This is a genomic window from Fibrobacter sp. UWR3 (genome assembly GCF_900143055.1).
Taxonomy (GTDB): domain Bacteria; phylum Fibrobacterota; class Fibrobacteria; order Fibrobacterales; family Fibrobacteraceae; genus Fibrobacter.
Window position 1 is genome coordinate 225241 of sequence record NZ_FRCW01000005.1, and the last position, 18880, is coordinate 244120.

13 protein-coding genes are annotated in these 18880 nt (G+C 53.5%); 1 reads left to right on the top strand and 12 read right to left on the bottom strand.

Features of this window, described 5'->3' with window-relative positions:
* Positions 1-188: 188 nt before the first annotated feature.
* Entirely contained in the window at positions 189-2405 is a 2217-nt protein-coding gene (glgB, locus tag BUA44_RS08575) for a 1,4-alpha-glucan branching protein GlgB (protein ID WP_072810843.1), read from the top strand.
* On the opposite strand, the gene BUA44_RS08580 is transcribed toward glgB, so the two are convergent.
* The 12 genes from BUA44_RS08580 to BUA44_RS08635 form a co-directional block, all read right to left on the bottom strand.
* Complete coding sequence (locus BUA44_RS08580; protein ID WP_072810845.1) at positions 2406-4034, bottom strand: hypothetical protein; 1629 nt, start codon at positions 4032-4034, stop codon at positions 2406-2408.
* A complete protein-coding gene (locus BUA44_RS08585) occupies positions 4031-5278 on the bottom strand; it encodes a hypothetical protein (RefSeq protein ID WP_143151918.1) in 1248 nt (415 codons plus the stop codon). Before BUA44_RS08585 ends, BUA44_RS08580 begins: the two co-directional genes overlap by 4 nt.
* Before the next feature lie 140 nt (positions 5279-5418).
* Complete coding sequence (locus tag BUA44_RS08590) at positions 5419-6129, bottom strand: hypothetical protein (RefSeq protein ID WP_143151919.1); 711 nt, start codon at positions 6127-6129, stop codon at positions 5419-5421.
* On the bottom strand, positions 6120-6797 hold the full coding sequence (locus BUA44_RS08595; protein WP_143151920.1) for an LptA/OstA family protein: 678 nt from the start codon (positions 6795-6797) through the stop codon (positions 6120-6122). The genes BUA44_RS08590 and BUA44_RS08595 overlap by 10 nt, the downstream gene beginning before the upstream one ends.
* Entirely contained in the window at positions 6766-7452 is a 687-nt protein-coding gene (locus tag BUA44_RS08600) for a hypothetical protein (RefSeq protein ID WP_178348774.1), read from the bottom strand. The genes BUA44_RS08595 and BUA44_RS08600 overlap by 32 nt, the downstream gene beginning before the upstream one ends.
* Positions 7453-7622: 170 nt before the next feature.
* Positions 7623-8975, bottom strand: coding sequence for a Na+/H+ antiporter NhaC family protein (locus BUA44_RS08605; RefSeq protein ID WP_072810855.1), 1353 nt, complete (start codon positions 8973-8975; stop codon positions 7623-7625).
* A 16-nt stretch (positions 8976-8991) separates the two neighbouring features.
* Positions 8992-9561, bottom strand: coding sequence for a hypothetical protein (locus BUA44_RS08610; RefSeq protein ID WP_072810857.1), 570 nt, complete (start codon positions 9559-9561; stop codon positions 8992-8994).
* 104 nt (positions 9562-9665) lie between these two features.
* Positions 9666-12851, bottom strand: coding sequence for a carbohydrate binding domain-containing protein (locus BUA44_RS08615; protein WP_072810859.1), 3186 nt, complete (start codon positions 12849-12851; stop codon positions 9666-9668).
* 98 nt (positions 12852-12949) lie between these two features.
* The gene (locus BUA44_RS08620; protein ID WP_072810861.1) at positions 12950-13687 is read right to left on the bottom strand and encodes a DsbA family protein; all 738 of its coding nucleotides are present in this window, start codon (positions 13685-13687) and stop codon (positions 12950-12952) included.
* A gap of 189 nt (positions 13688-13876) precedes the next feature.
* Positions 13877-15631, bottom strand: a complete 1755-nt coding sequence (locus BUA44_RS08625; RefSeq protein WP_143151922.1) for a glycoside hydrolase family 9 protein — start codon at positions 15629-15631, stop codon at positions 13877-13879.
* A gap of 80 nt (positions 15632-15711) precedes the next feature.
* Positions 15712-16503: an inositol monophosphatase family protein gene (locus BUA44_RS08630; protein WP_072810865.1), complete on the bottom strand. Its 792-nt coding sequence runs from the start codon at positions 16501-16503 to the stop codon at positions 15712-15714.
* Positions 16504-16541: 38 nt separating this feature from the next.
* On the bottom strand, positions 16542-18869 hold the full coding sequence (locus BUA44_RS08635) for a hypothetical protein (RefSeq protein ID WP_072811056.1): 2328 nt from the start codon (positions 18867-18869) through the stop codon (positions 16542-16544).
* Positions 18870-18880 lie beyond the last annotated feature (11 nt).

An 18880-nucleotide genomic window follows, 5' to 3' on the forward strand; every position in this document is an offset into this window, starting at 1 on the left:
CCTCCGTTTGGGGGAAAGATAAAAAACATGACCTTCAGCGAACAAAGAAACTTTAACAACTTGCGACTAATAACCAAGAACCAATGACTAATGACTAAAAACTATTGACCAAAAACCTTTCTTTATGTTATATTTACAACGAAAAGTGCCACAGCCCGTTTTTTCACGGGTTGTCTAAAGGAGTATTTATGGATTGGAACGATTTCACGAGCCTTTCTGCAGAAGACATGCAGGCTATCTGGGACTTCAAGACGAAGGACCCGTTCTCTATCTTGGGTATCCACCCGCTCGAGACGGACAAGGGTATCAAGACGGTCATCCGCACGTACCAACCGCAGGCCGCCTACATCCGCGGTGAATCCTGCGACGGCGAAGTGGAATTCGACTTCATGAAGCTCGGCGACACCGGGTTCTTCGAGGCCATCCTCGACATGGACTACGAGCCGTTCTTCTACAACCTGATTATCAAGCAGGGCGACGGCATCGAGTACACGCTCACCGACCCGTACGCCTTCCAGCCCGTACTTACCGAATTCGACCGCCACCTGATTTCGACCGGCACGCACTACGAACTCTACCGCAAGCTGGGCGCGAACCTCGTGGAGCACCAGGGATTCAAGGGCGTGCAGTTCGCCGTGTGGGCCCCGAACGCACGCGCTGTCGCCGTCGTCGGCAACTTCAACAGCTGGGATGGCCGCCGCCACCAGATGCGCATGCTCGGCAGTTCCGGCATTTGGGAAATATTCATCCCGAACCTCGGCGAAAACGAACTGTACCGCTTCGAAATCCACGGCGCGGACGGAAACCTTCACGTAAAGATTGACCCGCTCGCAAAACTTGCGGAAGTCCGCCCGGCAACAGCCTCCATCACGACCCACCTCGACGGCTACGAATGGGGCGACGAACTCTACATGAAAACTCACTGGGCCACCAAGGTTTTCGGAAGCCCCATGAACATCTACGAGGTGCACGCCGGTTCCTGGAGGCGCGACCCCGCGAACCCCGACCGCTTCCTCAACTGGGACGAACTTTCCGAACGCCTCATCCCCTACCTGAAGGAGATGGGCTACACGCACGTGGAATTCCTGCCGCTCGCGGAACACCCGCTCGATGAATCTTGGGGCTACCAGGTGACCGGGTACTACTCCCCCACGAGCCGCTACGGTACGCCCGACCAGTTCCGCCACTTTGTGGACCTTTGCCACCAGAACGAAATCGGCGTGATTCTCGACTGGGTGCCGGCGCACTTCCCGAAGGATGCACACGCGCTCGGCCGCTTCGACGGCACCGCCTGCTACGAGCACGCCGATCCGCGCCAGGGCGAACATCCGCACTGGGGCACCTACATCTTCAACCTGGGCCGCAACGAAGTCAAGAACTTCCTTATCGCAAATGCGATGTACTGGCTCAAGGAATTCCACTGCGACGGCCTGCGCGTAGACGCCGTAGCATCGATGCTCTACCTCGACTACGGCAAGGGCCCGGGCGAATGGGTGCCGAACAAGGACGGCGGCAACATCAACTACGATACCATCGAGTTCCTGAAGCACCTGAACAGCATCATGGGCCGCTTGACCCCGCACGCCATCCTGATTGCCGAAGAATCCACGAGCTTCCCGAGTATCACGCGCCCGCCGGAGCAGGGCGGCCTCGGATTCCACTACAAGTGGAACATGGGCTGGATGAATGACTTCCTGAGTTACATCGAGCACGAACCTATCCACCGCAAGTACCACCACAACCAGCTGACCTTCAGCATGATGTACGCCTACAGCGAGAACTTCATCCAGGTGTTCAGCCACGACGAGGTGGTGCACGGCAAGGGCTCCATGCTCCGCAAGATGCCGGGCGACAACTGGCAGCAGTTCGCGAACCTCCGCCTCACCTATGCCTTCCAGTACGCGCACCCGGGCAAAAAACTCAACTTCATGGGCAACGAGTTCGGGCAGTGGCGCGAATGGAACGAGAAGCAGTCGCTTGACTGGCACCTCGTAAGCTGGGACAGCCACGGAAAGCTGCTGCAGATGATGAAGACGCTCAACCACCTGTACAAGGAAAACGCCCCCTTCTGGGAAATCGACCACTACCACACCGGTTTCGAGTGGATCTGGTGCGACGATGCCGACAATTCCATCGTGAGTTTCGTGCGCAAGGACGACCACGGGAACCAGATTCTGTGCGTGTTCAACTTCACGCCGGTCGTGCGCCGCGACTACCGTCTGGGTGCCCCCTCGCGCGGTGCATGGAAGGAAATCTTCAACACAGACGCGAGCATGTTCGGCGGCAGTAACGTCGGAAACTTCGGTGAAGTCTGGACGGACGATATCCCGTGGCAGAACCGCCAGTGGAGCCTGAACATTCAGCTCCCGCCGCTCGGCGCGCTGTACTTCAGGCTGGAGCGCTAACTACCACCAGCATTCTAAATTCATATACCGTAGTTGCCTCTTTCTCGGTTTCTCGCTCTTTACCTGTCCCGGATTCATCGAGACAAGACGCCACGTTAATCCAAGGGAAACGTAGGGCGAGTAACCGTCAGCTTGAGCAATATCGGATACATCCATATTGTTAAGCCCGAATTTGAGCCGCAAGCCAAAGCGGCTATGTATGCGTGAACCTTCAACGGGCTTGCCTATGTAATTGGGGAACAGCAGGTCGAAGTACATTCCCACTCCGTAGCGGAAGTACGGTTCGTGCGAATAATCGTCAGCGTCTCCATAGTTATACTCAAACGTGGACACCCCGATAGATGCGAATGCAGCAGACTCCACGTACCCAGTTTTCAGCCACAAGAATCCGAACTGTACATTTGCAGAAAAATCGTTAGCCGAGCAGGAATCGCATTCGGTATCAAGCACGACAATTGACGAATTCATGCCAAATATCCACCGATTCATGAGAACGTTCGTCTCGAAATTCATATACAGTGAAGGGCTTACCCCAGAAAAATCTCCCCACAGGAAGGGACGTCCGAAATTTGTTGCAAAATCGAAAGCGAATTTATCTTCGGAAACGTACAAGCGTTCTGGAGGCTTATTTGCGGCAATTCGCTTAACCGTCTCGCAGACGCGCTCACGATTTTTTCCCGACAGGCCCTTCACCGATGCACAATACGAACCGTCTTCCACGAAATACTTTAACAAGGCGTTCAGGCGCGGGTCCAGCCCTTCCCCGTACTGAATGTTGTTGTAGCCGTCACGATAATACATTACGGAATCTTCATTTAGAATAAATTCATAATCCCGGTTCAAGACCTTAAGCAGAACGCGGGATCGGAGCGATAGGTCCGCCGAATCGGCCAAGGCGAGCGCGGCAGAATATTCACCCGCATTCACTAAGTCAAGCAGGCGTTTGCGCACGTCTATCGCATAATGCGGTTTAATATCGTACTTCACGCGGAATGGAAAGTACCGGACATTTTCAAGAGACGAATCCAGCGACGGCACCGGATCGGAGAATCCGTCCAAAAAGAAGATGTATTTATTCTGCGAATTAGTTTGTAGCGAATGCTCCGGGAAAGGAATAAGCGCGAGCCGCTGGACAAGCGACCAGCCCGTAGAATCCCCGGAAATATCCGTCCCTACATACGCAAAAGTGAATATGGACTTTTTCGCTTCCCCGCTCGGAGCGACCCACGCACCGGTAGCCCTGTCATAAACCTTCTCGACAAGCAAGGTGTAATTCACCAGGTAAAAGCCTGTATCCCATCCCGTCAGGTTACGCAGTTCAAACGTTTTGCGGAATATTTCGGGAGCGCGGGAAAGGTCCTTTTCCTGTCGGTTCCTTTTCGTTTCTGCCCATCCGTGAAAGAAATTGAACAGGCGGGCGCTATCGCCTTCAAGCGTATATTTTCCGAGTTCTTCTTCAGGAACGATACGCATTCCCGTAATCGTCCCGTAAAATGCGGCAGGAGCTGTTTCAAGTTTCTTGACAACAGATTCCTGCTTGACAATGTCCCGGATAATCACGAAGTCGGCATTGGCAAAGGCAAGCGAAACTACAGCAAGCAAGAATAAGAAAAGGCGCTTCAGAATCATTTCGCACCCTCCCTATCGCTATAATCGAATTCAAAGTTTTTTTGCTTGTATTCAAACAGAGCCAATTCCAGCGAGGCGTACAGAGTGTAGCCCGAAGCATCGACGACATCGTCTGCCCACATGTTCTTGATACCACCCCTGATTCTCAGTCCCACGCGGACCTTCTTGTAATCCATAAAGAAAACATCCACCATCGCACCAGCGCCAAAAGCCGGGAAAACCTGCGAGGAAAGGCTATTGTCATTATTGTCCGAATCGACATACTTCAAAGAACTGTAGCCCACTCCGCCCGAAACAAACGCCCTCAAGTTTACGTATTTCAAATCGAGGAAAGTATAGCCCAGATTGAAGTCCGCCGCAAGTGTTTGAAGTTCCAGGCTATCCTGTTCCCTGCATTCTCCCGTCTGAATGCCCAAATAAAAACCATAGGCAAGGCGGTTTCTGAACAAATCTAATTCCATACCGCCACCAAAGTTTATCCGGACCTTATCTGAAATATCCCCGAGCGGCACAGCAACCGGCGCCACGAAAGTCGCTCCAAAATAGTTTTTCAAGTCATAGCCAAACTTAGTCCAGAACCGCTCGACAAGATATTCCAGCTGTTCGCTCTTCTTTAACTGCGGCTTGTATTTTTCGATAAGTGCGGACACCTGTTCTCGACTCTCGAAAAGTGAAAGCAGCAATATGCGGACAAAGGCGCGGTCAGCTTCATCTGCGATTCGCCCGAGTTTTTTCTCGAGTTCGCCCGAAGTCCTCTGCGTCGCGATTTTTTCTAGGGCGGTTGCCCCGAATACTCCATCAACATACTTAGACGGATTGTACTTCTTCACGGAATCCAGATTGCACAGGAACTCGTAATCCCCGAGAAAATATTTTACGAGAAACCTGTCCCGAAATACAATCTTCTTATACGTCGCCGTACTTTCGAACTCCCGGACTGTATCCCAAATCGCCTTGAAGTCATCCATGCGGTCTTCGGCCAAGACAGAAGTAAGCGCCTTCTGCAAATATTCCGCAGAATCGTTTTCCCGCTGGATTTTCCTTTGCAATTCTGCGATGGCAGAATCCGAGTACGTTGCGCCAGGAGAACCGTGCCCGCGGGAATACGTCAGCTCCACGTTGTCTTGCACGAACAGGAACATCACCGAGTCGCGCGAGAGACCTTCTGCTGCATGCGAATAGCACAAGAACAGCGCTACAAGAGCACAAAACAAGAAGGCTTTTCTTTTCTGACAAACGCGCATAAGGGAAATATACAAAAACCTCAAGAAGCCACACAAAAAGCCCCGCCCGCGGAGCCTGGAAAGAAATCTTCAACACGGACGCGAGCATGTTCGGCGCACTGTACTTCAGGCTGGAAAGGTAACCAAAGCCTAAGACAAAACTACGGCAAGTCGAAATGCTCTAGCGGCAATTCAGAAGCATCCAACTCCAGGGGCTCATAGCCCTTGAAATCTTTGACATTTCTGTGATACGTGATGGTATAGACCGGCATATCCAGCGGGAATATCATCTCGTTAATAAAAGTCCCATGCGCAGGCGTACCGACGCACCTTTCCTCGAACTCCGCATGAATTTTCTTCGATTCCTCCGGCGTCAGTTTCCGGTGAACGACAGCTGGGTCCGGTGTTTCCAAAAGCGAATCGCCGGAATAATAGATGTGCAATTCCTTGCCAATCACCTTCGTGAAAACAGCCCTGAAGAAGGCTTCGTCAACAAGGTAGTCTATCTTATTGACATCGTGCCAGCCGTCTATTCTCCAGACGCATTTTGCATCGAAAGTTTCCTCCTTCGAGGGTTCAATCGACACGCCGATATCTCCGCACAAATTCATTGGCTGAGTACGATTCTTTGCGTTCGTCCCGTCGATAGCGCCGACAAGCAGGTCCTTGTTTCCGTAGCCATCCCGCAGGTACAGGTTCTCGTTTGTACGTACCACCACGCCGAGTTCCCAGTAGAACTGCAATTTTACGTTTTCCGATGTCAGCAAGCCCCGAGCCGGCGTAAAGCCGTCACGGATATTCGTGCGCGGCAACAGCACATAGCACGAGGCAAGCGAGAGCGTTATCAACAGCAGGAGGATTCTCATTCGCATCTTGCGGCCCTCCTGTTGAAAAGCAATGCATCCAGCTTTTTCAGGCCCTGCTCAACAGCATCCAGCGGGTACGTCAACTTTTGCGAGTTGATCCGGAAATCCCTGAAGGCAAAATACTGCACCTGCTCCCCCTCCTTCTTGTAGCCGAGATAGAGAGACATCTGCAGGGTATTGACCTCATAATGGAAAGCTTTTGCGGAATCCGCCTTCGTGGGGATTATTACCGGGAATTCTGCCAGCGGCAAACCCTCAATTTCATTATACGATGCAGAATCAAGCGTAAAGCGCTCCATACATTTTTCAAAATCACTGTAACCCTTCAGGCCTTCGCGCTCCCGGAGGTACGCCTCGGGGTTACGCCAGCGCGATTCCTTCTGGCTGGGCTTCTGGTACAGCACAGCCTCCCCGCCTTTCGCGACAACAATCAGCCGGAGAGAATCTCCCCTCTCGCGGAAAATATAAAGCCCGTCAGCATTCCAGTCGATTTTTGCCTGCGAAAAAATTCCGTCTAGGGCGTTCTTCCTGAAGTTCACGCTAACCGGGGCATCCTTCTGGCCCTCCGGCGCAAAGAACCACGAAGTCTCGGCGCAGGCAAGCCCTGCCATCAGGAACATTATAGCCACAAGCCTGCGCATATTAAAATCCCTCAAGCGAACATTCGTATCCATTACACACAACCTTGCACACGCCCGAAATTCTTTCCAAGGTTGCCTTTACGCCCTTGTACAGCGTAAAATAATCCTTGATGAGTTCCTTCGGTTCGAACCACCGTTCAAGATAATACAGGTGCAATACATCCAGGAACGTGCGATTCTGATTTTCGTCTACGCGTACAATGTGGAGTCCGCCTTCTTCGGTACCGCCCCAGCCATCCACAATAGACATGCTGTTCCTTTCGAAGAACGTTTTCATCAGGGCTACGAGTTCCTCGGGAAATTCAGTCTTCTTCTTGCAGGCCTTTTGCAGTTGCGGGCGCATCTTTTCAATCGATTTTTCCCTAGCCTGGAGAGTATCCGCCTTCCACTGGTCCATATAATATCCCGAAACTAGCGCCTGCATGAAACTCACCTCCGCTTCATTCCCGGACAACGGCAAATACGCAAAGAAGGTTCCGCGCACCTTGTCATCGTACATGTAATTTCCGAGGACAATGTAATACCCCGGTTTCGACATGCCTATCGGCTCGCCAAAGTACAATTCATGCTTTCCGGAAGGGACCTTCCCAAACCCGGTCGAGGGCGCAAACCTGCAAATGCACTTGCCCGTGCCAAAGCAGGAACAGAAACCTTCGGCACAGAGCACAAGGAGCAACAGGCAGAACACCCTTCTGCAATTTATACAAACTTGCATAGCCCCAATATACAAAAAGCCCCGCCGCTCGGCGCCGTTTATTCCAGGCAGGAAAGACAATCTTGCACAAGATTCTCGAAAAGCATTAGAAACGGCAGGCACAAACGCCTGCCTTCTTTACTTTTCCAAAAACAATAAACAACTTAAACTTCCAAGTTCTTGTTCTTTCGCGGAGAAATCGCGATGAACACGAGCACGCTTATAAGCAACAAGAACGGATAGAACATGTAGGGAATCAAGTCGAACGCACTCACGCGAGCATCCGGCAAAGCAGAAGCAATCGCAGCAAGAGCCACCAGCATCTGCGCACCGTAAGGCAAAACGCCCTGCACCACGCAACTGAAAATATCCAAAAGCGAAGCCGTCTTCTTGGGAGAGATGCGGTATTCGTCGCCCATCTGCTTTGCAATCGGGCCCGCCATCACAATCGCCACCGTATTGTTCGCCGTTGCGATATCCAAAGCACTCACCAAAAGACCGACACCCACTTGTCCGCTGCGATGCCCCTTGAACACCTTGTGGATAAAGTCGAGCAGAGCCGCAAACCCGCCATGAATGCGGATAAGCCCGCACAAGGCGCTCACCAGCACCGCCACGAGAATCGTCTCGTACATGCCCGAAATACCTTTCCCGATATTCTGCAACAAGCCAATCATATCGAGCGGTCCGAAAGCAACCATAATGATTGAAGCAGCGACAATTCCCACCAAAAGCACAGTGAACACGTTAATCCCCGTGAGAGCCAACGCCAGCACCAAAACGTAGGGAATCAGTTGCACCAAGCTGTAAGAATTCTCGGCAACCGCACGAGCCTCCGTCGCGAACGAAATCGCCGTGATAATCGCCACCGCAAGAAGTGCCGCCGGTAGCGCAATAATAAAGTTCACATGGAACTTGTCCTTCATCTTGCAGCCCTGCGTCGAAGTCGCCGCAATCGTCGTATCCGAAATAAAACTCAAATTGTCGCCGAACATAGCGCCGCCAATCACCGTCGCCACGCAAAACGGAACGCCAAAGCCCGCCATCTGGGCCACCTCTACCGCAATCGGAGAAACCACAGCAATCGTCCCGACCGAAGTTCCCATCGCCGTAGAGACGAACGCCGCCACCACGAACAGCACCACCACCGCGAACTGCGCCGGGATAAAGTCCAGGAGCAAGTAAGCCGCAGCCGACGCACTCGAGCGCCCCAAAATCCCCGCGAAAATGCCTGCGCAAAGGAAGATGAGAATCATCAAGAAAATATTGCGGTCGCCCAGCGCCCCCGCCATGATGTTCATCTTCTTGTCGAAATTCAGCTTGCGGTTCTGCATGCACGCCACAAAAATCGCAATCAAGAACGCCGCCACGATAGGAATGTTGTAGAACCCCATAGAAATATGGAGAACGTATTCAAACGTAATGCCAAGCCCCAGATAAAGCACCAGGAACACGGCGACCGGCAAAAGGGCAATCGGGTTACCCTTGATTTTATCTTCAATGCGTTCGTTCTGCATGCAAAAAAGATAGAAATTACTTCTTCGGCTTAAACAAAGGCGGGGTCGTATAATGTTTTGGCCTGTATTTTTTCGGGACATCGTAGCCGAGTTTTAAAAGCATCCGGACATAATCTTCGTTCTTCATGCGCATCCTGGACTTTTTCAGGATGTTCAAGGTTCCGTATTTCTTTTCGTTCCGCAACACATCCAGAAGCCCATAAATAGAGATGCAAGAATAAGATAACGCACATGCAAAGGCATAAGCAAACTTATCTTGGGATGAAGGGAATCGACAAAAGAACACATAACTCAACACCATAACAGCCAACAAAACAAGCAAAATAATCACGCGGAATTTCCAATCGCAGCGAGCTATAAACCGTTTATCCAAGGCGGGCTCCAGCCGGCCGTATATAAGCTGTTCTCCCTTGCAATGCGGGCAAACAATAATGGGGCTCCCGAACATCAATGAATTTTTATCGTATGGATACGGGTGGTCTTCGCCACAAAGACGACAATGGAACTCGCCCACCTGCTCGTCGACGACACATTTCACTTCAAGTAAATCGCGGTTACTCCACTGGGATTCTTTCTTTTGACGCATAAATCACTCAAGTCCTTGCCGCGAAAATAGAAAAAAGAATTACATACAAAAAAAGAGCCCCGCCGGGATTTCCGGCGAGGCGATTTTCGTTCGCGCTTTAGCGATTACTCAATCGTGATGAGCGTGATGGTGCGCTTGCCGACCTTGATCGGCTTGCTCACGTCAACACCCTTCTTGGCCTTCTTGGACGGATCGTTTGCCCAGCCTTCCTTGAGCTTTTCGGAGCTCTTGTCAAGCGTCTGGACAGTGGCTTTGCCCTTGAAGCCCGGAATGTCGAGCTTGAGTTCGTAGTCGCTGTACGGGCTCTTGTTGATCACGAGGAGGCTCTTCTTCTTGCCGTTTTCGGTGTAGTAGGTCGTGATGAGCGATTCCTTGTCACCGGTAATCACGGTCTTGAGGAGCTTGCCGCGGAGAGCGTCAGAAGCCATCTGGAATGCCCAGTAGCTCGGACGCGGGCAGTTCATGCAGTCTTCTGCAGAACGGGTCAGGTAACCGTAGTCACCGCCTTCCGGAGTGATGTCGTTGTGGATATCCCAGTACTGTGCGTTGTCCACGTTTTCGGTGGCAAGCATAGCGAGGTAGTCAGCAACGAACAGGCCGTTTTCGAGAGCGATGGTCTGCGGACCCGGGTTGAAGTCCACGGAGTTCCATTCAGTGAGCCAGAGTTCGAACTTCTTGTCCTTGTTGAAGTGCTTGGTCCACTTGTCCACGAGCTTGTGCAGGCGGCTGTAGATAGGCACGAGGTCCTGCGGGGCGCTGAGCATGGCGAAGTCGTTTTCTTCACCGAAGTGCTGCGGGTAGTGGTGAACGATGATACCATCGGCAATGTCGCCGGTTTCCTTGAGCACGTTGTCGTTCCACTGACCGTCGAGAACGCCGAGCACCGCCACCTTGATGGTCGGGTCAACCTTCTTCATGGCCTCGATGAACTTGCGGGCGCGCTTACCATAGATGGTACCGCCGTCTTTACCGTACTTTTCGTAGTACGGATGCCAGTTACCGTAGACTTCGTTACCGATTTCCCAGTACTTGATGCCGGCCTTCTTGTCGATGTTGGTGTGCTTCACCCAGGCAGCGGCTTCCTGTTCGGTGCCGGAACCGAAGTTGACAGTGAACATGGCGTTGGAGCCGGTCTTCTTGAGCCATTCGAGGAATTCGTCGGTATCGACCATCCAGTCGTGGTTGTCAAGGATTTCCTTCCAGTGGTCGTCATCGGCACGGAGACCACCCGGGTAACGGATGATGCCGTGGTTGATGCGCTTCACGAAGTCGCGGGTCTGGACCTTGAACTTCGGATTGTCAAGCATGTCGCCATCCCAGAGGGCAGCGTTGATACCGAAGAGGCCACCCGAGATGTTCGGGTTGATAACGTCGCCGGTACCCTTCACGTCGACCTTCACGACAGCCGGACGAGCGGCAGCCTTGACTTCGCGCTGGTTGGTGAGCTTGATGTTATCGATTTCGAAGCTACCATTAGAGCCTTCTCCACCCGGTTTGAAGTCGAGAGAAACGACGTTCTTGAGGTCGAACACGCCGTTTTCCTTGGCGTTAGGCGGCTGGTAGTACGGGAACTTGCTGAAGGTGCGGAACGGCACGATCACAGTGGTACGGCCACGCGGCACACCGGTGTTGGACACGAAGAGTTCGTTGCCGGCGTCACCAATCTGGACCGTGATGGACTGCCATGCACGTTCAGAGTAGACATCGAACATAATGCCCCAGTGCTTGGTCCAGTCGCGGAGCTTGGCGTCGTGAGCAGCAGTGTTCTTGGTGAAGTCGAGAACGAAGTCCACCCAGTCAGACATTTCGAAGTGTTTGATGAAGAGGGAGTTGCCATCGAGCTTGGAGCTCTTGTACGGCATCTCGATTTCGGCCTTGGACTTCGGGCCGAAAGACGGTTCCCACTTGTCCTTGGCAAACTTGCCTTCGAAGTCAGAGATAACCAGGTCAGCTTCCTTAGACTTCCAGTTGTCCCACTTGATATCCGGGTCAACCCAGTCGATGGTTTCGGTGAAGGTAATCTGGTCGACGAAGATGGTCACAGGAGCCGGCTTGCCCGGTTCGCCCTGGTTTTCACCCTTGCCCACGGAGAAGCGGATTTCCTGAATCTTGTTCCACTGCACGTCCTTGGCGACTTCGGCCTGCTTGTTAGCATCCCAAGCCTTACCCTTGTCGACGAACTTCTTGAGAGGAATCTTCACGAGCTTCCAATCGGTGCCGACCTTGGCGCCAGCAATCCAGTCGTTCAGGCTGACCTTGGTCTGGCTCTTGATGTCGTTGCCCTGGTTGTCGAGGATACCGACGTACACCTTTTCGCCGCCGAGCTTACCCTTGATCCAGAAGTAGAGACCGCCCTTGTTGCGGACCTTGGAAAGGTCGATGTACTTGCCTTCACCGAGCGAGTAGGTCACGCCGGACCAGTCGTTGTTATCGATGTAGAGGGCGAGCACGTTCTTGTTGCCAGCAGTCTTGGACTGAGCTTCACGCTGGGCAGAAAGGCCACCGTAGCTGTAGCTGAAGCCCTTGAGGCCGTCGGAGTAGAACGTACCGTTAGCCACCGGCTTGACCTTGCCGTCAAGCTTTTCGGGGTTCTTCGGGCCGTCGATGACGTCGTTGTTTTCATCCCAGTAGACAATCTGCTTCTTCGGGGCAGCCTTCTTGTTGCCCTTCACGATTTCGATGTTGTCCACCCAGATTTCGAAATCCTTCGCGCCGCTCTTGTCGATGGAGAAGCGGATTTCAGCAATCTTGTCCCAGTCGATACGGGCCGGGAATTCGGACTTGCGGGTGTTATCCCAGTAGAGACCACGGTCCGGGAAGTCCACGAGAGGAATGGAAACCTTCTTCCAGTCCGTCGTAACGGCACCGCCCTCGATGTACTTGTTCATCGGGAGCACGACCTGCGTCTTCTTGCCGTCGCTAACTTCTTCGTCAAGGAGGCCGACCTTCACGGCTTCGCCGCCGTTCTTGCCCTTGATCATGAATTCGACCTTGGAATCAAGCATGTACTTGTTCAGGTCGAAGAACTCGTTGTACAAGCAGATGGATGCACCGGAGTATTCCTTCGGGTCCAGCTTGATGTTCAGGGCGGCCTTGGACTTGTAACCGCCGTCCTTCGTAATGGTCACACCCTTGCTAGTGCCACCGTAGGAGTAGTCGAAACCACCCGGACGATACTGCTCGTCGAAGAACTTGTAGACGACCGTCTTCGGCTTCTTCGGCTGAGCCATTGCAGCCACGCTGACACCCAGGAGGATGACGGACGCGACTTTCAATGTTTGCTTAATCATATGTCGTTCCTTGTTGTTGTTTGTTTTGCTTTAAATTTAAACTTTTAGCGTAAAAATGGGTACACGCCTAGACGTTTAAGCGTGTACACCTGAAAACACTACTTGGCTTCCTTGAGCATCTTCTCCACGAGGTCCGGGCTGAAGCGGTCCTGGCGCTTGCCGTTGATGTAGAAGTTCGGGGTGCCCTGCACGCCGACCTTCACGCCCAACTGGAAGTCCTTGTCAATGCGGGCTTCCATGGCAGAATCGAGAACCATGTCCTTCTTGAACTTTTCGATGTCGAGGCCGATTTCGGTAGCGACAGCGATATAGATGGAATCGGAGAGTTCGCGGCTATGCGGAGCGAGGGCGTAGCGGTATTCCCAGAACTTGCCCTGCTTCTGGGCAGCGATGGAGGACGCGGCAGCGGCCTTGGCATTGCTGTGGAAGCTGAGCGGGAAATGCTTGTAGATGAACTGGATCTTGTCCGGGTACTTCTCGTTGAGTTCCTTCATCACAGGAGCGATGCGGGAGCAGTACGGGCACTGGAATTCGGTGAATTCAACAATCGTGAGCTTCGGATCCTTGGTGTTGCCGAAAACCGGGCTGTCGTCAACGGGGATATCCCAGACCTTGTTGGCCTCTTCCATTTCCTTCTTGGCATCTTCGAGAGACATGCCTGCACGCTTTTCGAGAATGTAGGCAACAGCTTCCATGTTTGCCTCCATTTCGGTCACCTTCTTTTCGAGGGAGTCGATGCGGGCCTGCTGGTTGAAAGAACCACCGGCAGAGGCCTGGTTGCAGGCGACGAAACTAGCGGCAAGAACTGCCATAGCGACGATAGAGATACGTTTCATGTTTTTCCTTTTAGTTGAATAAACCATCCAACGGGCGAAGTCCGCCCGCGTTTTGATTGAAATATATAAAATAGTTGGCAGAAGGCAGAACTTAGTTGGCTGATCTTAGCAGGTAGAAGGCTGTTTGTATTTACAAAAAAAGCGGGGGTAAAAAATACACCCCGCAATCCAAAAAAACTTACTGAAATTTTACAAAGACTTCACCATGAAGGTATGGCGCGATTTTGCAGAAATTACGCGAACCTGGAGCACACCCCTCGCGCGGAGCGAAAGCGTCGCCGTGCCCTGCAGGCCCTTGAACTGTTCAACCATCTTGCCGGCGAGGTCGAACACTTGCACGTCGAATGCAGAAGCGTCCATACCCGAAAGCGTGATGGTAGAGCCGTTCTGGACAAGCGAAAAATCGGGAGCCTTCGCCACCACCGGCACCACGTCTACCGTATCCGGCTTTTCTTCCTCGCCAGGCATAGTGACGGGCGCCTTCTTGCTGAGGATGTACCCGAGCGCACCCACGAGAGGCGCGTTCATATCGACGCAGACCTCGTTCACGTTCCAGGCAGAAACAGTCCCGTTGTGGCTCCCGCTGTTAAAGTCTCCCGCGATAAGGCCACCAAGCAGCTTGTTCTTTTCGGGCGGCTGGAGTCCGGAATCCACCTCGCGGCCCGTATCCTCGTTGCCATAGTACCCGCGATGGTGCGGGGACTTCGGGGCATTCGCGCCGTTCTTGGTAAACCCGACCACATAGGACTTCTTGTTGCTGTTGTCACCAAGCAGGTAAGCGACGTTCTTCTCGATAATGTCATCGAACTTGGTTTCGCCGTAGAAATTGGACATGAGCGCATACAGGAAAGCGCCACCCGCCGGAGAACGCACGGAGAAAGAGCCGCCACCGCCGGTTTCGCCCATGAAGATATCGTTCTTCGCCTTCTTCTTGTAGATGTTGTCGAGGAACTGCTCCGCATCGTAGAAGGAACCCGACGAAGGCGCCCAGTGGAACACGCCCTCACCCATCACCACGGAAAGCGGGACGGCGTTCGAGTAGTTGAGGCGCGTGTAGCTGCCCGAACTAAAATCGAGATCAAAAAACCATTCGTCGGCTTCGGTCTTGTACTTCTCATCTTCCGTCGTGCGGTACAGTTCGAGCGCAGCGAGGAACGGACCATCCTTCCAGCGACCATCCCACCAGCTGGATTCATAGAATCCGCCGGAGTTCGTGACACCCTTGTGCGACTTGGCGTAGGAATAGGCAGTCTTTGCAGCCTCGAGGTACTTCTTCTTGTTGGCTTCGTCGGGGTCGACGCGCGCCATCACGGCAAGCATTGCGGCAGCCATGCCCGGAGTAAAGCCGTCGTTGGCATCGCCCTTGACATAGCGGGGTTCACCGCCCTCGCCCTGGCCAAGCGTGCTCATCTTGCCCGCAGTGACCCACTTGGTGTGGTCGGCATTGCCGTCGCCCTTCACCGTCACAAAGGCAGAGCTGCTGATAGCGGCCTTCACCCAGAAATCAGCCTCGTAGCGGAGTTCCTCGAGCAGGTCACGGACCTCGTTGGGCTTGCCGCCCTTGCGCGTGTAGTCCTTGCTTTCCTTGTAGTCGGAATAGTCGCCTGTATAAAGGTCGTAAAAGCCCTTGGTGAATTCGGCATAGCCGAGTGCCAGAATGTAGGAGGCATAGCCCTGCGACTGGCCATACATCACGTGGTCGCCACAGTCGAACCAGCCACCCGAAACATCCTTGCCGTTGTAGCTGTCCTTGGTAAAGCTCTTGGTGTAGTTGGTGCCGTCGAGGATCCAGTTCGGGCCCTCACCAGAACGCTGTGCGCCAAAGAAACGTGTAGTCATCCAGGCCGCTTCGATGTAATCGTCTGTGCTGAGAGCCGCAAGACCGGCAGAGGGTATAAAGGCCATCAGGGAGAGGGCCGAAACAATAACTTTTCTACAATTCATGTGTTCTCCGGTAAGGTACACCCACACCCACCGGGCAACAATATAAGATTTTTTAGCGAAAAATCACACGAAAAGATTGTTTACACGGCCAAAGTCGTGACCAGCGTCTCATGAAGCAGGCCATTCGTGAAAATCGCCTGCTCGGCATCCACGAATTCAAGCGGTTTGCCGTCAATGCGGGTAGATTTCCCGCCCGCTTCCTCTACCAGCAGGGCAATCGCCCCGATGTCCCACGGGTAGCTCATGGTCATCACGAAGCAGTCTATGCGCCCGCAGGCCGTAAAACAGCCCTCGATGACGGCAGAACCCAGGCACTTGACGCGCTCGAAGGCAACCGCCTCGCGGGCAAAGTTGCGGGAATTCTGCTCGTTAATCTTTTGCGCATCGCCCACGTTAAAATCGCCGTTGCTCACGATAGCGTGAATGGAATCGCTCTCGCGACTCACGTGAATCGCCTTCCCGTTCATGAAGGCTCCCCCGCCCTTGCTGGCCGTATAGAGCTCGCCCAGCTTGGGGAGGTTTACCGCCGCCACCAGAGGCTTGCCCTCAAAATGGAGCGCGATGGAGATACCCCAGAGCGGAATCCCGCGGCTAAAATTCACGGTGCCATCCACCGGGTCGATAATCCACAGGTAGCGCGGGTCCGAGCCCTCGATGACGCCCGCCTCTTCCGTGCGAATAGAATGCGTGGGGAAAGCCTTCCGGATTCCCTCGACAATCAGCTTTTCGCTTGCAATATCGGCGCGGGTAACAACATCTTTCTTGGACTTGTAGTGAATTTCGCCCAGATCCTGCTGGATTTCAAGGCAGAGGTCACCGGCGCGCTTGGCAAGCGTTTCGGCAACAGAAAGGAAATTTTGGGATTCTTGCATTTTAGTTGGCAAAACTTAGTTGGCTGTCGGCAGGCGCCCTACTCCGGGTAGGCGCAGCAGCGGAAGCCGATGGTCGGGGACTTGTAGAATGCGGCGGCCTCGCGGTAACGCACCTTCTCGCCCGTGAGGAATACCACCTTGACTTCGGAGGGAACGTACTTCAGGCCGTTGCCCAGCGTGTCGAGCCACGCGTCGCCACCCTTCTTGTACTCGGAGTACAGCGCGTAGTCCTCGCCGATGGTATTGCCCGAAGAATCCTGCACGGTAAAGAACTGCAGGCTGTCCGTGAAATCCTTCTGCGAAAGTACCTTGAAGAGCGTGCGCGATGTATCGGCAGCAAACACGGTATCGACCTTCGAGCCCTCTCGGTACAGGTACACGGAATCGGTCGTGTATGCGGGCCTCGTGAAATACGGGTACGAACGGTTCGTGCACAGCGCAAGCGATTCGCGGTCTAGCCCGCTATAAATCTTGTAGCTAGAACCCTTCGCTACGGCAACCGTATCTTCGGACCTGCCAATGACCCATTCCTGGTACTGGCCAGGCATGTCGCGCACACCCATCGGGTTCACGCACCGGTAATCGCGCTTCGAGACATCCGCCGCAGAAGCAGAATCGTTCGTGCCCACGTTGCAGTAGCTGAACAGGTATTCGCTCGCATCTACGTCGAGTTCGTTCAGCACGCCGTACGAAAGCGAACCGCCCGAAAGGCAAACCAGTTCCCAGTCGCGTTCCTTGCACAGGCTGACGGTAAACCCGCTGGCCGAAACGCCCTCGCACGCGGCAACTGCCTCGGAATGGAGCACGTTGTAGACGAACTCGCCCGAGTCGTTCCTGTGTTCAAACTTCTCCATGCAGAAACTGGCCGAATCGCCCGTAGAAACAGGCACAAATCCCTCGGGACACTCCATTTCGGACGCAAGTTTGCCGGGAGAAACCGCAATGGTGTCGATAAGCGCCGTCGAGTAATACCCGGACTTGTCCTTCGCACGGATGCGGAAAATAATCGTATCGCCCGGGGAAACCCAACGGATAGTATCGGTCACAAAAGTTCCCGTCGCGGACACCGCCATGGTATCGCCATCGACCGCGTAAAGCTTGTTGTAGCGGCCCGAACCGCCCGCATAGCCGTATTCCTTCCACTCCTTCAAGTTCACGTCGTAATGTTCCACGACATAGACCGCGACCGTATCGTAACACAGCGTGAACAGGCACGTATCCGGAATCAGCACGACCGTATCGGATTCAATCGGGTGGTCCACCTTGTAGGGGTCCACTCCCCTGCTCCAGAAAATACGCAGGCGGTTGTTGCTATCGAGCCGTGCCATTCCCGGGAACAGAGAATCTTCCATAAAGTAGAGGCGCGTAGGCATTACGGGAGCAACGGAATCCGTTGTCAGGAACAGCTGGTTCGTCTCGACCGTAGAAAGGCCTTCCGTTCCCGAGGAATTGCCCACGGAATCCCAGGCCGAAATTCCAATCGTGTATTCCGACATGGACTTGAGTCCCTCGATCACCATGCGGAACCGGTTCAGCGAATCGGCATCGAAATCAAAGCCCTTCCCGTCGGTAATGGAAATGCGCAGGTAGTTCTTCACGTTATCGCCGTGCGAAACGGAATCGAACCACACGGAATCAGAGCTTGCACGAATCCTGGAATGCCGCGTGTAGTAGGTCGAACCGGTAGAATCCACCCCGTCGGGGCCGGTCAGCGTAATCTTCAGGTCGCGCAGGTCCTCGTCCTTGTCCGAAGACCAGATAACCACGTTGTAACCGACAATCATCCCCGAAAGGTACATCGGCTTGTAGAAGTTGGTCTGGTCAGTCGGGCGGTACCATTCAAAAAGTGCGCCAGTCGTCCACACGGAATCGTACACCGTCACCCGCGAAGGCGGAATGTCGTCGCCAAAATGCAGGAACACGCGCTGTACGGAACCCGGATCACCATCGGTGTACTCGCAGAACAGGGCCACCTGCACGCTATCATACCCCTGGTCCACATAGTCCTTGACCAGCTCAGTCAAGTCAAGCGTATCGTAAACGCGCTCGGTACCCGAAGAATAGTCTATGGACTTGGTCGCCTTGTCAATCTGCTTCGAAGAAACCGCCTTCGAGGTATCGTCCACGACGGTCGTATCTATCCAAACATGAATGTAGGCAAAGTCTTCCCTGTCGATGGGCAAACGGTAACGGACGCTAAAACACGCAGAAGTGTCGTTTTCGTCGGCACACCCCTGAATTACGCTCAGTTCCATGATTTCGCGGTCAAACAGAAACTCGGTCCCTTCATCCTCGTCGGAACACGACACCGCCAAAATACAGAACGCAAAAAGCAGGAGCAGTCTTGAAAAATACTGTTTCATCATATATGAATTTA